The sequence below is a fragment of the Paenibacillus pinisoli genome (assembly GCF_003605435.1).
In the GTDB taxonomy this organism is placed as follows: domain Bacteria; phylum Bacillota; class Bacilli; order Paenibacillales; family Paenibacillaceae; genus Pristimantibacillus; species Pristimantibacillus pinisoli.
In genome coordinates this window covers 711,894-725,661 of the sequence record NZ_QXQB01000004.1, presented here as the reverse complement: position 1 = coordinate 725,661, position 13,768 = coordinate 711,894, and the positions used below count along the sequence as shown (strand labels likewise).

Here is a 13,768-nt window from a genome sequence, read left to right as displayed (position 1 = left end):
GTGTTACTGTCCCATTGTCTCACATCTGTTTGCTGTTTTAAAGCTTTTTCGAAAAAACGGAAAACCGCCCCTTTGGCTGCGTCCGGCTGCCGAAGGGGCGGATCGTATAGCGAATTAACCCTTGAGTGAAGCTACAAACTCGCCGATTGCAGCAAGCCCTTGCGCCCTTGTCTCTTCGTTCTCCAGCAAAGGAATCGCCTCTTCAATCTTTCTGACAATCGCGCTGCCCACGATAACTGCGTCGCATTGCCCCTCGAACCGCTCCACCTGCTCCCTGCTGGAAATGCCGAAGCCGATGCCGATCGGCAGATCCGTAGAAGCTTTCACGGTTGCGAGAAACTGGTCAATGCCGGTATGGAAGTCGGAGCGCACACCTGTAACGCCCAGAGAGGAAACGCAATAGATGAAGCCGCGCGCCTTACTGGTGATGCGCGCAACCCGGTCATTGGAGGTTGGGGCTACAAGCGGTATCAAATGTATGTCATACGCCTCCGATAGGGCTCTTACCTCTTCATCTTCTTCAATCGGCAAATCCGGAATGATCAGTCCGCTAATGCCTTTGCTCTTCACAAGCTCGAAGAACGGCTTCAAGCCGAACTGGAGCACAGGATTATAATAGGTGAACAAGATTAGCGGCATCTTCACGCCAGCCTCACGGACTTGTGCAGCTAACTCGATACAGTCCAGAAGCGTGATCTGGCTGCGGAGGGCGCGCTCCGATGCGCGCTGAATGACGGGTCCATCCGCGAGCGGGTCAGAATAGGGTACGCCAAGCTCGATCATATCTGCGCCGGATTGCTCCAACTGCTTGATAATGGCTAGCGTGGTAGACAGGTCGGGATCGCCTACAGTCAAGAACGGAATAAGCGCGGTGCGCCCCTCCGCCTTCAGCCTGGCGAATGCTTGATCGATCAGGTTCATTAGCTTTGACCTCCCAAATAACCCATAATAGCCTCAACGTCTTTGTCGCCGCGTCCGGACAAGCTGACGACTACAACTTGATCCTTGCCAAGCGTAGGGGCCAGCTTCAGCGTCTGCGCGATCGCATGCGCCGATTCCAGCGCCGGAATAATGCCTTCCGTACGAGACAGAAGCTGGAGCGCCTCCAACGCTTCGGCGTCCGTAATCGGCACATAGTCCGCCCGGCCGGAATCCTTCAAGTAAGCGTGCTCCGGCCCGATGCCCGGATAATCCAAGCCCGCGGAGATCGAATGCGCAGGCTGTACCTGCCCGTATTGATCTTGAAGCACATAGCTGAGAGAGCCTTGGAACACGCCATGGCGTCCCTTCGTCATCGTAGCCGCATGCTCTTCCGTCTCTACGCCTCTGCCGGCGGCTTCAACGCCCAGCAGCTTCACGCCCTCGTCCCCAACGAATGGATAGAAAATGCCCATCGCATTGCTGCCGCCGCCAACTGCCGCAACTACATAATCAGGCAGTCTTCCTTCTTCCTTCAGAATTTGCTCGCGCGCCTCGTCGCCGATAATGCGCTGGAAGTCGCGCACCATCATCGGATACGGATGGGGACCAGTGACAGATCCCAAGATATAGAACGTATCGTCCACATGGCTGACCCAATACCGCAGCGTCTCGTTGCAGGCATCCTTGAGCGTGCGTGTGCCCGACGTTACCGGCACCACCTCGCTGCCGAGCAAGTTCATGCGGAACACATTCAGCTGCTGGCGCTTCATGTCCTCTTCTCCCATGAACACCTTGCACTCGAGTCCCAGCAATGCGGCAATCGTTGCCGAAGCGACGCCATGCTGGCCCGCTCCCGTCTCCGCGATTATCTTCGTCTTGCCCATCCGCTTGGCAAGCACGCCTTGTCCGATCGTATTATTGATCTTATGAGCCCCGGTATGGTTAAGGTCTTCACGCTTCAGATAAACTTTGGCCCCGCCTAGATGCTCGCTTAAACGCTTCGCATAATAAAGCGATGTCGGACGGCCTGAATATTTGTATAGCAATTCGCGCACTTCTGCTTGGAAGTCAGGGGCCTTGGAATAATGAGCGTATGCTTCTTCCAGCTCCAGCAGCGCATTCATTAGCGTCTCCGGCACGTATCGGCCGCCGAACTTGCCGAATCTGCCATTCACGTCAGGTACTTGTATCATGCTTCTCTCACCCTTCTGACAAATAATCTGATTTTCTCAATATCCTTGCGTCCGTCGGTTTCCACTCCGCTCGATACATCAACGCCGTCCGGCTGATGCTTATGCAGCAGCTCCTGCACATTCCCCTCGTGCAGGCCGCCCGCAACATATAAAGGCAAGCCAAACGAAGCAGACGCGCGCTTGTACGCCTCGATAACGGCCCAATTGAATGGCTGCCCGGTGCCACCGCCAGGCGCATCGATGAGAATGGCATCGATCAATCCCGCATACGGGGCCAGACGCTCTTCAGGGACATCCTCCCCATCTGTGAACGAATCGGCATCCGGCTTGATGGACACTACGCGCCAAATAGCCGTCTTTGGGAATTTAGCTTTTAATTCAGCGCAGTAGACCGCTGATTCTTGTCCATGCAATTGTACAACATCAAGTGGAACTGCGGCCAGAAGCTCCGCCATTTCCTCCAGCCCGGCATTCACGAAGACGCCTACTGCAAGAGGACGGATTCCCCTTTCATTGCGAAGCTGATGTATGGCTTCGACCAGCTTGCCCGCCTCAGCCTTGCCCACTTGGCGTTTGCTAGGGGCGAATATGAGCCCTACTTCGTCTATGGCTAGCCCGTTCATCAACTTAACGGTCGCTTCGTCGCGCAAGCCGCAAATTTTCAGGCGCACGCTCATGAACGGACCTCGCCCATCAGTGAGCGGACCGCTTCGCTTACATCCCCCTGGCGCATGAAGTGTTCGCCGATCAATACGCCATGAGCGCCGACCGACTCCAAATAATCCATATCCTTGCAGCTTGCAATTCCGCTTTCGCTTATGATCGTCACATCTTGCGGCATCATACCGATCAGCTTCTCAGTCGTGGCCAGATCCGTCACAAAAGATCTGAGATCGCGGTTGTTAATGCCGATCAGGGTCGCTTTGTCCAGCTCCAGCACAGTCTCAAGTTCAACCGCATCATGGACCTCCACCAGCACATCCATGCCAAGCGACTTCGCCAGGTCATGGAATTCCGCCAGTTGTGCTTTAGTTAAGATCGCTGCAATGAGCAGCACCGCATCCGCGCCAATGACGCGAGCTTCGTAGATTTGCCGGTAATCGATAATAAAGTCCTTGCGAAGCAGAGGAAGATTCACGGATTTTTTGACCAGCTTCAAATAATCATTGGAGCCCTGGAAGTAATCCCGGTCCGTCAGTACGGAGATGCAGTCCGCGCCAGCAGCTTCATATGCCCGGGCAAGCGATGCCGGCTCAAAGTCCGCTCGGATCAGTCCCTTGGAAGGAGACGCCTTCTTCACTTCCGCGATCAAGGCCATGCCACGGTTGCGGCGATTCTGCTGCAATGCCGCTTCAAAGCCGCGGCAAGCCGGCAGTTCATCAATGATGCCCTCATATTCGGATAGGTGGAAGGTTGCGGACAATGCCTCCACTTCCGCTCCTTTGGTCGCTACGATTTTATCAAGAAACATGTGCCAACTCTCCTGTCGTATGAATAAGCTGCTCCAGCTTGGCCAGCGCCTTGCCGGAATCAATCACTTCTGCTGCCAGTGCGACTCCCTCCCGGTGCGTTGCGGAGAGGCCGCCGACATAGATGCATGCGCCTGCGTTGGCAAGCACAATGTCCCGGTAAGCGCCCCGTTCCTCGCCGGAGAAGATGGAGCGAATCAATCCTGCATTGATAGCAGCCTCTCCGCCTTGGACGGATTCTATGGAATGTCTCTTCAACCCAAGATCTTCCGGCTCGATATGATACGTCTTGACGATGCCGTCCCTCAGCTCCGAGATTTGGGTTGGTGCCGATATGCTGATTTCATCCAGCCCATCGTGGCTGCTGACTACAAGCGCACGCTTAAGTCCCAGTTCACCCAGCACTTCTGCAATCGTATCTGTGCGGGAACGATCGTACAAGCCCAGCAGCTGGCGGTCAGCGCCTGCCGGATTGGTCAGCGGACCAAGCATGTTGAAGATCGTGCGGATGCCAAGCTCCTTGCGGGGCCCAGCGGAATGCTTCATGGACGGATGATAATGCTGCGCGAACATAAAGCAGATGCCGATGTCTCTCAGGCAAGCTGCCGCCTGATCGGGAGACAGCGTAATCTGAACGCCGAGCGCTTCCAGCACATCCGCGCTTCCTGTCTTGCCGGACATGGCGCGGTTGCCATGCTTTGCTACCCGAATGCCGGCTGCGGAAGCAATGATGGAAGATGCCGTGGATATATTGAACTTATGGATGCCGGAGCCGCCTGTGCCGCATGTATCGAGAAGCCCCTCCTGCTCCGTCTGAACCCTGCTGGAGAATTGTCTCATCACCTGCGCGAAGCCGGTAATCTCGTCTTTGCTCTCGCCCTTCATCCTCAGCGCGGTCGCAATCGCTCCGATCTGGGAGGCTGCCGCTTCGCCGTTCATAATGATCGTCATGACCGCAGCCGCTTCTGCTTTTGTCAAGTGCTCGCCGCTGATCACTTTGTTCAATGCCGCTTGCATTGTCATCATTCCGCTCATCGTTAACCGCGCCCCTTTCCTGAATGGACCTCATAATCGGTATTGACAGCCGAGCTCCTCGCTTGGACCGCCGGCTTCCGGAAGCTTGCTTCAGCCGCTCTGATCGCCTTAAGCATGCCCTTCGCCTTGTTGACCGTCTCCATGTATTCGCTCTCCGGCACGGAATCCCACACGATGCCCGCCCCGCTCTGTACATAAGCCTTGCCGTGCTTGAAAATAATCGTCCGAATCGTAATGCACGTATCCATCGAGCCGCCGAAGCCAAGATAACCGATCGCGCCTGCGTATGCTCCTCGCGCCTCGTTCTCCAGCTCCGCAATGATTTGCATCGCCCTCAGCTTAGGGGCGCCGGATACGGTGCCCGCTGGCAGACAGGAGATAAAGGCATCGAAAAAGTCCTTGTCCTGGCGCAGCTTGCCGGATACGTTCGATACGATGTGCATGACATGAGAGTAACGCTCGATCTCCATAAAGGAATCACAGCGGACAGAGCCGAATTCGGATACGCGGCCGATGTCGTTGCGTCCCAGGTCAACCAGCATCAGATGCTCTGCTCTCTCCTTCTCGTCCGCCAGTAGCTCCAGCTCCAGCGCTTTGTCCTGCTCGGGCGTAGCGCCTCTTGGCCTTGTGCCGGCAATTGGACGTGTCTCTACCCGATCGTTCGCTACCTTCACCAGCGCCTCGGGTGAAGTGCCCACAATCACTTCCTCGCCCATTTTCAGATAGTACATATACGGCGAAGGATTCATCGTGCGGAGCACGCGATAGACTAGCAGCGGATTAATGTCGGTATCGATGCTGAAGCGCTGCGACAATACGACCTGGAAGATGTCGCCGGCCCTGATATATTCCTTCGCCTTGTCGACATTCGCCATGAATTGCTCCTTCGTCAGATTCGACTGGACATCCCCAAGGTCCGGATCATGCGGAATCGGAGAAGTAGGAGCAATACTGCTCGGCACAGGCTGGCCCAGCCGTTCAACCGTAGCGTCGATTTTGGCAACCGCTTCATTATACGACTTCTCGATATCCGAATCCGTTGCGCCATACCCGATATGGACGTTGCCGATAATTTGCAGCTGCTGCTTGAAGTGATCGAAGACGATGACCTGGTCGCAGAACATGAATTGCATATCGTTCATTTGCAGATCGTCAATCCGGTGCGCAGGCAGCTTCTCGTAATATTGAAGCAGATCGTAACCGAAGAAGCCGATCGCGCCTCCCGTGAATGGAGGCAACTCGCTGGAAGACGGGCTGCGGAAGGAACGAAGCTTTGCCTTGAGCAGCTCGATCGGCTTCTCGCGCAGGATCGTTGTTTCTCCCTTGTGCTCCAGCACCAGCTCGCCATGCTTGCCGTGCAGCTTCATGAAGGGGTCTGTTCCGATGAAAGAATATCTCGCCCACTTGGCCCCGCCTTCGACGCTCTCGAGCAGGAAAGCGTGATCTTCCTCGGCAAAATGCTGAAACAGCCGGATCGGCGTCTCCGTATCCGCCATTACATACCGTACGATCGGGATCAGATTATAGCTTCCGGCAAGCCCAATTACGCGTTGCAATTCATTCTTCATCCTCAACGACCTCCACAAATGGAATTTCGGCTAAGAGCTTATAATCAAAAAAGCCCCTGCCGCAGCAGGAGCTTAGAATGTATCGATGATAGCGTGCCCTATAGGTCCCATTCAGCCGCTTCGATGCGGTAAAGCAGAACAGCCTGCGGATACACGAATACACTCCGCAACAATGCTCAACTCACCTGCAACTCATCTCAACTAATGGATATGCCCTACGGCAACTTCCTAATGCTCTACTCATCTCAACTCAGCTAAAAACCTACTCGACTACTCTCATCTATTGCACTAACTATATAGCATCCGAGCCGGATACGTCAACCCGTTATTTTGACTTCGCCAAATCCGGACGAAGCGCCTGCGCCCCGCGCAAATAGACATGGCGGATTTGCGCCTGCGACTTCTCCGTATTCGCCAGCACCATTACACGGATGCAGCGCTCCAGGCTGCCCTTTACCGGCACCTCCAGCGCGCACATCAGCGGCACAAGCTCCCAGCCTTCCAGTTGTCTGATCGACTGGGCCGGAAAAGTCTCGTCCAGATCATTGGTCACCGTAATCAAGACGCTGCAAATATCGGCAGGGTCCAATTCATTCTGGGCGACAAGATCCTTCACCATCTCCAGCGTCGCGCTGGCAATCTGTTGTCCGTCATTCGCATCTACCGTAATTGCACCGCGTATTCCGCGTACACTCATCGCTGTTCAACCTCCAGTTTCAATTCCTCCACGATCTCTCTTACCCATGCTACCGGCACATCCGATTTAATCTCCACTTCTCCGATTGCCGTCGGTACAATGAATACCATCGTGCCTTCGGAGAACTTCTTGTCATGCATCATCGCTTCCATAATGGCATCCACATCAAAATGCTGCGGAAGCGCGATCGGCAGCTCGCATTTGGCAAGCACCCGCTTGGTGGTGTGATAGACCTCCTCAGGCGCTCCGTAACGCACACCCAGCTTCGCCGAGCCAACCATGCCTATCGCTATCGCTTCACCGTGCTGAAGTCCGTTGTAGCCCCCTACCGCCTCGATTGCATGACCAATCGTATGTCCGAGGTTCAAGATGGCTCTCAGCCCGTTCTCCTTCTCGTCCTGCGATACGACTGAAGCCTTTACGCTGCAGCCATTATGCAGTGCATACCCCAGGCTGTCCGCATCAAGCGCAAGCAGCTTTCCGGCGTTCTCTTCGCACCACTGCACGAAAGATGCGTCCCAGATTAGGCCATGCTTGACGACTTCGGACAAGCCTGACCGGACCTCGCGGGCAGGCAGCGTCTGCAGCAGCAACAGGTCGTATAGAACGAACTCTGGCTGGTGGAAGGCGCCGATAATATTTTTCGCTTTCGGATGATTGACCGCAACCTTGCCTCCTACACTGCTGTCATGCGCCAGTATCGTAGTCGGGATCTGTACGAACTTAACCCCGCGCATAAAGGATGCTGCCACATACCCCGCCAAGTCGCCGACTACCCCGCCGCCAAGGGCTACAATCGTTGATTTGCGGTCAAGTCCGGCATCCAGCGCCTTCGCGATCAAATCTTCGAGCATCGCAAGCGACTTGGACCCTTCTCCCGCCGGAACAACTGCGCTCGACGCATTAAAGCCGCCGGCTTGCAGCTTCTCCTCCAGCAATGCCAAATGAAGCGGAGCAATGTTGGTATCGGTAATGATCAGCAGCGGAGATTTCTTGCTGATTCCGTGCTTGCTGAAGTAAGTATCCGCCTCGCTTAAGAGGCCTTCGCCAATATAAATAGGATAAGAACGTTCGCCAAGATCTACTGTTAGTTCACGCATTGTCTACTACCGCCCCAATAGCAAAAATATTTGTACAAATCCGCCATAAGCCCGAAACATCTTTGCTCATTATAGTACACCCCTGCTGGTTTGACAAGAAATCTCACTATGATCGAAAAGGAGCGGCAGCATGCCGCAAGAACGGCAAAAAGCCGGGCTCCCGATTGATTACAATCAGAAAACCCGGCCTCTCTGGCAGGCTTGCTTATAGGCTCTTGGCTGCCGGCTGTTCAAGACGGCTGTCGCCTTCGTTCATGTATTTCGCATCATCCGCGATGCGGGCTGCTTGCCTGCTGTCCACGCCGATGATTTGCGCGCATTCCTGTATCGTTAGAAAACCGCGGCGATACGCTGCGATCACTTGGCGTTTATCCATCCCTTTTGTCTCCTTCCAATCAACGTTCCTATGATTAGTATAGGAGAATGAGGAAACCGCTATACACGCCGATAGAAGAAAGTATCCGCCGTCTCGAAACCGTATTGTGCGGGCGAGAAAATCTGTTCCGTGCTGCCTACGAACAGGATGCCTCCCGGCTTTAAGGCTGCAGAAAACTTATGATAAAGGTCATGCTTTGCTTCTTCCGTAAAATAAATCATCACATTCCGGCACACAATCAGGTCGTAGCCGGAGTCGAACCGGTCGTGAAGCAGATTGCCCTGCCTGAACTGCACTGCTTTCTTAAGTTCGTCCGATACGCGGTAAGCCCCTTCGTCGGGCTTGAAATAACGGCTCCGAAGAGCGGCGGGAACATCCCGAAGCGAACGTTCCAGATAGATGCCTTCCTTCGCTTTATCGAGCACGTTGTTGTCCAGATCTGTGGCGACCAGCGTCGTTCTTCCGAGCGCGCCCATCTCAGATAGGATCATCGCAAGCGTGTAAGGCTCCTCGCCCGTCGAACAAGCCGCGCTCCAAATCTTTGCCCTGGAGCCCGCACCCGCCATCTCCGGCAAGAAACGATCGCGAAGCACTTCCCATCTCGCCGGATTGCGCCAAAACTCCGACACATTGATTGTCATCCGGTCCAGAAACTCATTGAGCAATGCGCGATTCTGCTCAATCGCCTCGTAGTAGGCCTGGAAGGTTGTAAATCCGTTTTTCATGCGGAGCGTCGTCAGCCTTCGCTTCATCTGCGCTTCCTTGTACTGCGAAAGATCGATATCCGTCTTGCGCTTTATGCGGGTTATGAATTGTGAGAAGTCCAGATCTTCAGACATATCGGCAGCCTCCATCTTGTGCGGCTGGCTTATACCCAGCGTTGAATCGTATGCTCGTAAGCCACTAGCTCTTCAGGTGCAAAGAAAATGCCAATTTCCCGCTCCGCATTGGCAGCAGAGTCAGAGCCGTGAATCAAATTGAAATTTGTATGTACAGCAAAGTCGGAACGAATCGTGCCTGGCGCAGCGTCCAGCGCATCGGTCTTGCCGATCAGCGCCCGCGACAGCGCAATGACATTGTCGCCGCTCCATACCATGGCGAATACGGGACCGGAAGTAATGAATTCCAGCAACGGCTCATAGAACGGCTTGCCTTTATGCTCCGCGTAGTGAACTTCCGCGCGCTCGCGTGTAATATGCATGAACTTGGCAGCCGATAATTGAAGTCCTTTTTTCTCGAAGCGCGACACGATTTCGCCAATCAATCCGCGTTGAACGCCATCCGGCTTTATCATCAGAAACGTTCTTTCCATCCTGCAAACCATCCCTTCCAACACCAGATTAAATAATCTAATAGTTTCTTTTCCCGACAAAATGCGCAATATCGGTAAGATTCTTTTTCGCCGTAAGATCGGGTAATCCTTCTAAAGCCTTCAAAGCTTTCTGTATGTAACGGTTGGCCAGCTCGTCTGCAAGCTCTCCGCCTGCACTATCGCGGATAAGGGAAATCGCGCGCTTCGTATCGGGGAACCCTTCATGTTCCCGAATCATCCGGATTTCTTGCAGCAGCGGCTCTCTCGCTCCCGGGTCGCGAAGCGCAAGTATGACCGGCAGCGTAATGTTGCCTTGGCGAATATCGGAGCCGGGCGGCTTGCCGATCTGCTTCTCGGTGCCGTACAGATCCAGCAAGTCGTCGCGTATCTGGAAGGCCATCCCGATATTATAGCCGAAGCGGTAAAGCTTGTTGGCCGTCAATCGGTCTGTTCCCGCGGCGATCGCGCCAAGCTGGCAGCTTATGGCGATAAGCAATGCTGTCTTCCTGCGAATGCGCAGCAAATAATTGCGGACCGTCTGTTCTGTGTTGAAAAAGTCTCTAATCTGCTCCATTTCGCCGATACACATCTCTACAAGCGACTTGGACAAAATTTGGTGAATTTGCGGATTTGGAAGCTGTGTCGCAATCGTCAGCGCTTTGCCATGAATGTAGTCCCCTGTATACATCGCAATCCGGTTGTCCCACTTGGACTTTACAGTCAATTGACCGCGCCTTGTTTCCGCATCGTCAATCACGTCGTCATGTACAAGCGAAGCCATATGGATCAATTCCAGGGGCACGGCTACCCGTTTCAGCACATCGAGATTATAGTCGCCGAATTTCCCTGCCAGAAGCACAATGACGGGACGCAAGCGTTTGCCGCCTGCTTTAAGCAGATGGGTCGACGTATCGCTGAGCAGAGCGTGATCATCCGTCACGCTGCGCTCTAGTTCTTTTTCGATTTGATTCAAATCGCCCTTCATTTTTGCGTACAGTTCTAATAGTTTCATTCCTTCACCTTTTGGGGAGAGTGTCCTTCATAAAACGTCAGCCGTGCGTCATGCTGCAGCAAATCAAGCTCACGCGCATATTTGAAATAAAGGGACAAGCCCGCTTGCAGCTTATCGCCAAAATCATATTGCAGCGAACGGAAGTAAGTCTCCCAATAGGAGGACTCCCCCCCAATAGCAGCGCAGGCTCGCTGGATAAGCGGGCCGATATCGCGCAGATTATGGGCTTTCGCCGTCAGCAACGCTTCATAGGCGGCGCGCAGCTCGCTTCCGTACTTCTGTACAGCCGATCTTCGGGCAGCGACGACCGCATAGGTCATGCCAAGCCCCGTCCAATTGTTCCATTGCTCGCCCAGATCAAGCACATGCAGGCCTTCAGTCTGCCAGGAAGCCGTAATGGCGGGATCGCCGATCAGCAGTGCCGCATCCGCATCCTTCAGCATCGCTTTCAAATCAGGCTCAGCCCGCACATACTCAGGCTCGATCTCGAAGCGCATCGCCATAATGATTTTGAGCAGGTTGATCGAAGTCTCGGAGGTAGTCGTTACCGCGATCTTGCGCGGCTTGCGTTTCTCCAGAGGCTCCTTCATGAATAACAAAATCGAATATACACGGCCGATTGAACCAACAGACAGGTCCGGCATCAGCACATAATCATCACAATACTTTCCATACGAAAAGGATGAGATCGCCGACAGATCGAGTTCCCCTGCGCTCAGCAGACGGTTAAGCTCGGAAGGCACGCGCGAGATCATCTCATAGGCCAACCCTTGAGCCCCGCGCTCAAAGCCCTTGAACAAGGGCCAAGCGTTCGCATAGTCAATCTCCCCGATGGTGATCCGATGCTGATTGCTCATTGTGCTCATCTCCCCATCTTCTGTACAAATCATGATCAATATCTACGTTGTCCAGTACTTTGCCTACAAGGAAATTTATCATCTCATCCATGGATTGAGGCTTGAAATAAAAGCCCGGCATCGCCGGCACAATACGCACGCCAAGTCTGGCAAGCGTCAGCATATTCTCCAGATGAATCGCATGAAGCGGCGTCTCCCGCGGCACAAGCAGCAGCTTGCGCCCCTCCTTCAGCATAACGTCGGCGGCGCGCGCCAGCAAGTTGTTGGAGGCTCCATGTGCGATTGATGATAGCGTTCCCATGGAGCATGGCATAATGAACATGCCTTCAACACGGAATGACCCGCTTGCAATCGAAGCGCCGATATTGGCATTGGGATGATACACGAGCTTGCCGTTTTGGGCGTTTTTGGCAAAAGCCCGTTCAATTGACTCTGTCCGGCGGGCTGTCTCCCAGCCCAGCTCTTCCTTAAGCACGCGCCAGCCTGCTTCGGTTACAACCAAATGCACCTCGAAGTTCTTGTCCAGCAGCTCCTCAATCAACCGAATGCCGTAGATGGCGCCGCTGGCGCCTGTTATGCCGACGACCCATCTTTTTCTGGGCACCCCTCCGGTTGCCGTTCCTTCGATGCTTACCATTGTTTTAGCACCACCAAATCTGCAATGGTGAAGATGAACAAGACCACGCTAAGCGTGCCATTCATGCCGAAAAACGCTGTAGGCACACGCGATAAGTCATGCGGCCTGACCATCCAGTGCTGATAGAACAGCAAGGCGATCGACAGCAGCGCGCCGAACAGGTACAGCCAGCTGAGCTGCGTCATCCAGAATAGAACGACAAAGCCAAGCGCCGTTACAACATGCAGCGAGCGCGCGATCCACAGAGCTCCGGAGATGCCAAAACGCGCCGGAATGGAATGCAGGCCAGCGTCGCGGTCATATTCATAATCTTGTGTAGCATAGATAATATCGAATCCCGCAATCCAAAGCGCGACCGTTCCATAGAGAAGCCATGCCGAGAGATCGAACTGCCCTGTCACAGCTACCCAGCCCCCAAGCGGGGAGAGTCCGATCGTCAGGCCAAGCACGATATGGCACAGCCAGGTGAAACGTTTGGTGTAGGAATATATAACAAGGAAAAATACCGCAATCGGCAGCAGCTTCATCGCGATTGGCGCGAGATTGGCCGCAGCCCAGAACAACAGGGCGAATGAAACAATAATAAACAGGAGGACTTCGGCCGATTTCAGCAAGCCAGCAGGCAAAGCCCGGTCCCTCGTACGCGGATTCCGCAAGTCGATCGCTTTGTCGATCAGACGATTAAGGCTCATTGCCGCGCTGCGGGCTCCGACCATGGCTAGCGAGATCCAGCCGATCTCGGCCCAGGACGGCAGCCGCCCCAGCATCACAACCGCGCCGAGCAAAGCGCCCATATAAGCAAAGGGCAGCGCGAACACGGAGTGTTCAAACTTAATCATTTCCAGTATAATTCGTAGTTTGCGCATCATTGCTGAACATCTCTTCCCTTCGTTCCTATGTGCAAAGCGGCGATGCCGCCGAAGAAGAGACGTACATCCACTTGCTTCATACCCGCTTCACGGTAAAGCTCAGTCAATCCTTTGGAATCAGGGAACAGCTTCAGCGAATCGGGAAGCCATTGATATTCCTTGAATCGCCCTGCAACCAGCTTGCCGAACCATGGCATAATACGTTCGAAGTACAAATAATAAATGCTCTTGAATGGCTGCCATGTCGGCTTCGACAGCTCCAGGCAGACGACTTGTCCGCCGGGCTTTACGACCCGTCTCATTTCCTTCAGCACCTGCACATAATCAGGCACATTGCGGAGGCCGAAGCCTACCGTCACGTAATCAAAGCTGTTATCCTCGAACGGCAGGCTCATCGCATTGCCCTGCACCAATTCGATATGCTCGTCAAGCCCCAGCTTCTGTAATTTCAACTTTCCTACATCCAGCATGTTCTGGCTGAAATCGAGTCCAACTACCCGTCCCGTGCCGCTTGCCTTGGCCAGGTCAATCGTCCAATCGCAAGTGCCGCAGCATATATCCAGCGCCGACTGGCCGGGCTGAACAGCCATACGGTCCATCGTATACTTGCGCCAGGCTTTGTGACGGCGGAAGCTGATAATATCATTCATCAAATCGTATTTGGGAGCGATTGTCTCGAACAAGCCATGCACATGGCTCTTGGAATTCGTGTTATCCATATT

Annotated in this window: 16 protein-coding genes; all 16 read right to left on the bottom strand. The window is 54.1% G+C overall.

Annotation, left to right across the window (positions count from 1 at the left end; translation table 11 throughout):
* Nucleotides 1-114 precede the first annotated feature (114 nt).
* Nucleotides 115-921 carry a tryptophan synthase subunit alpha gene (gene trpA / locus D3P09_RS20610; protein ID WP_120113258.1) on the bottom strand — a complete coding sequence of 269 codons (807 nt, stop codon included), beginning with the start codon at nt 919-921 and terminating at the stop codon, nt 115-117.
* Nucleotides 921-2,114, bottom strand: a complete 1,194-nt coding sequence (trpB, locus tag D3P09_RS20605) for a tryptophan synthase subunit beta (protein WP_120113257.1) — start codon at nt 2,112-2,114, stop codon at nt 921-923. The genes trpA and trpB overlap by 1 nt, the downstream gene beginning before the upstream one ends.
* The gene (locus D3P09_RS20600) at nt 2,111-2,791 is read right to left on the bottom strand and encodes a phosphoribosylanthranilate isomerase (RefSeq protein WP_120113256.1); all 681 of its coding nucleotides are present in this window, start codon (nt 2,789-2,791) and stop codon (nt 2,111-2,113) included. The genes trpB and D3P09_RS20600 overlap by 4 nt, the downstream gene beginning before the upstream one ends.
* The gene (gene trpC, locus D3P09_RS20595; RefSeq protein WP_120113255.1) at nt 2,788-3,585 is read right to left on the bottom strand and encodes an indole-3-glycerol phosphate synthase TrpC; all 798 of its coding nucleotides are present in this window, start codon (nt 3,583-3,585) and stop codon (nt 2,788-2,790) included. Before trpC ends, D3P09_RS20600 begins: the two co-directional genes overlap by 4 nt.
* Nucleotides 3,575-4,618: an anthranilate phosphoribosyltransferase gene (trpD, locus tag D3P09_RS20590; protein ID WP_120113254.1), complete on the bottom strand. Its 1,044-nt coding sequence runs from the start codon at nt 4,616-4,618 to the stop codon at nt 3,575-3,577. Before trpD ends, trpC begins: the two co-directional genes overlap by 11 nt.
* A 2-nt stretch (nt 4,619-4,620) precedes the next feature.
* Complete coding sequence (gene trpE / locus D3P09_RS20585; RefSeq protein ID WP_120113253.1) at nt 4,621-6,186, bottom strand: anthranilate synthase component I; 1,566 nt, start codon at nt 6,184-6,186, stop codon at nt 4,621-4,623.
* Between the two features lie 325 nt (nt 6,187-6,511).
* Nucleotides 6,512-6,883, bottom strand: a complete 372-nt coding sequence (gene aroH, locus D3P09_RS20580; protein ID WP_120113252.1) for a chorismate mutase — start codon at nt 6,881-6,883, stop codon at nt 6,512-6,514.
* Complete coding sequence (gene aroB / locus D3P09_RS20575; RefSeq protein ID WP_120113251.1) at nt 6,880-7,983, bottom strand: 3-dehydroquinate synthase; 1,104 nt, start codon at nt 7,981-7,983, stop codon at nt 6,880-6,882. Before aroB ends, aroH begins: the two co-directional genes overlap by 4 nt.
* A 205-nt stretch (nt 7,984-8,188) precedes the next feature.
* On the bottom strand, nt 8,189-8,359 hold the full coding sequence (locus D3P09_RS27795) for a hypothetical protein (protein WP_165867515.1): 171 nt from the start codon (nt 8,357-8,359) through the stop codon (nt 8,189-8,191).
* A gap of 59 nt (nt 8,360-8,418) precedes the next feature.
* Nucleotides 8,419-9,198: a CheR family methyltransferase gene (locus tag D3P09_RS20570; RefSeq protein ID WP_424452459.1), complete on the bottom strand. Its 780-nt coding sequence runs from the start codon at nt 9,196-9,198 to the stop codon at nt 8,419-8,421.
* 29 nt (nt 9,199-9,227) lie between these two features.
* Nucleotides 9,228-9,671, bottom strand: a complete 444-nt coding sequence (ndk, locus tag D3P09_RS20565) for a nucleoside-diphosphate kinase (RefSeq protein WP_120113249.1) — start codon at nt 9,669-9,671, stop codon at nt 9,228-9,230.
* Between the two features lie 37 nt (nt 9,672-9,708).
* Nucleotides 9,709-10,683 (bottom strand): polyprenyl synthetase family protein, encoded by a 975-nt coding sequence (locus D3P09_RS20560; RefSeq protein WP_120113248.1) that lies wholly within the window; start codon nt 10,681-10,683, stop codon nt 9,709-9,711.
* Nucleotides 10,680-11,540, bottom strand: coding sequence for a menaquinone biosynthesis protein (locus D3P09_RS20555; RefSeq protein ID WP_243644325.1), 861 nt, complete (start codon nt 11,538-11,540; stop codon nt 10,680-10,682). The genes D3P09_RS20560 and D3P09_RS20555 overlap by 4 nt, the downstream gene beginning before the upstream one ends.
* Nucleotides 11,503-12,177 (bottom strand): UbiX family flavin prenyltransferase, encoded by a 675-nt coding sequence (locus tag D3P09_RS20550; RefSeq protein ID WP_120113246.1) that lies wholly within the window; start codon nt 12,175-12,177, stop codon nt 11,503-11,505. Before D3P09_RS20550 ends, D3P09_RS20555 begins: the two co-directional genes overlap by 38 nt.
* On the bottom strand, nt 12,171-13,046 hold the full coding sequence (locus D3P09_RS20545) for a UbiA-like polyprenyltransferase (protein ID WP_120113245.1): 876 nt from the start codon (nt 13,044-13,046) through the stop codon (nt 12,171-12,173). The genes D3P09_RS20550 and D3P09_RS20545 overlap by 7 nt, the downstream gene beginning before the upstream one ends.
* On the bottom strand, nt 13,043-13,765 hold the full coding sequence (locus D3P09_RS20540) for a demethylmenaquinone methyltransferase (protein ID WP_120113244.1): 723 nt from the start codon (nt 13,763-13,765) through the stop codon (nt 13,043-13,045). The genes D3P09_RS20545 and D3P09_RS20540 overlap by 4 nt, the downstream gene beginning before the upstream one ends.
* Nucleotides 13,766-13,768: the final 3 nt, after the last annotated feature.

Coding starts and splice junctions, on each gene's coding strand:
- trpA (WP_120113258.1), bottom strand. CDS start 921: ATGAACCTGATCGATCAAGCATTCGCCAGGCTGAAGGCGGAGGGGCGC.
- trpB (WP_120113257.1), bottom strand. CDS start 2,114: ATGATACAAGTACCTGACGTGAATGGCAGATTCGGCAAGTTCGGCGGC.
- D3P09_RS20600 (WP_120113256.1), bottom strand. CDS start 2,791: ATGAGCGTGCGCCTGAAAATTTGCGGCTTGCGCGACGAAGCGACCGTT.
- trpC (WP_120113255.1), bottom strand. CDS start 3,585: ATGTTTCTTGATAAAATCGTAGCGACCAAAGGAGCGGAAGTGGAGGCA.
- trpD (WP_120113254.1), bottom strand. CDS start 4,618: ATGAGCGGAATGATGACAATGCAAGCGGCATTGAACAAAGTGATCAGC.
- trpE (WP_120113253.1), bottom strand. CDS start 6,186: ATGAAGAATGAATTGCAACGCGTAATTGGGCTTGCCGGAAGCTATAAT.
- aroH (WP_120113252.1), bottom strand. CDS start 6,883: ATGAGTGTACGCGGAATACGCGGTGCAATTACGGTAGATGCGAATGAC.
- aroB (WP_120113251.1), bottom strand. CDS start 7,983: ATGCGTGAACTAACAGTAGATCTTGGCGAACGTTCTTATCCTATTTAT.
- D3P09_RS27795 (WP_165867515.1), bottom strand. CDS start 8,359: ATGGATAAACGCCAAGTGATCGCAGCGTATCGCCGCGGTTTTCTAACG.
- D3P09_RS20570 (WP_424452459.1), bottom strand. CDS start 9,198: ATGTCTGAAGATCTGGACTTCTCACAATTCATAACCCGCATAAAGCGC.
- ndk (WP_120113249.1), bottom strand. CDS start 9,671: ATGGAAAGAACGTTTCTGATGATAAAGCCGGATGGCGTTCAACGCGGA.
- D3P09_RS20560 (WP_120113248.1), bottom strand. CDS start 10,683: ATGAAACTATTAGAACTGTACGCAAAAATGAAGGGCGATTTGAATCAA.
- D3P09_RS20555 (WP_243644325.1), bottom strand. CDS start 11,540: ATGAGCAATCAGCATCGGATCACCATCGGGGAGATTGACTATGCGAAC.
- D3P09_RS20550 (WP_120113246.1), bottom strand. CDS start 12,177: ATGGTAAGCATCGAAGGAACGGCAACCGGAGGGGTGCCCAGAAAAAGA.
- D3P09_RS20545 (WP_120113245.1), bottom strand. CDS start 13,046: ATGATGCGCAAACTACGAATTATACTGGAAATGATTAAGTTTGAACAC.
- D3P09_RS20540 (WP_120113244.1), bottom strand. CDS start 13,765: ATGGATAACACGAATTCCAAGAGCCATGTGCATGGCTTGTTCGAGACA.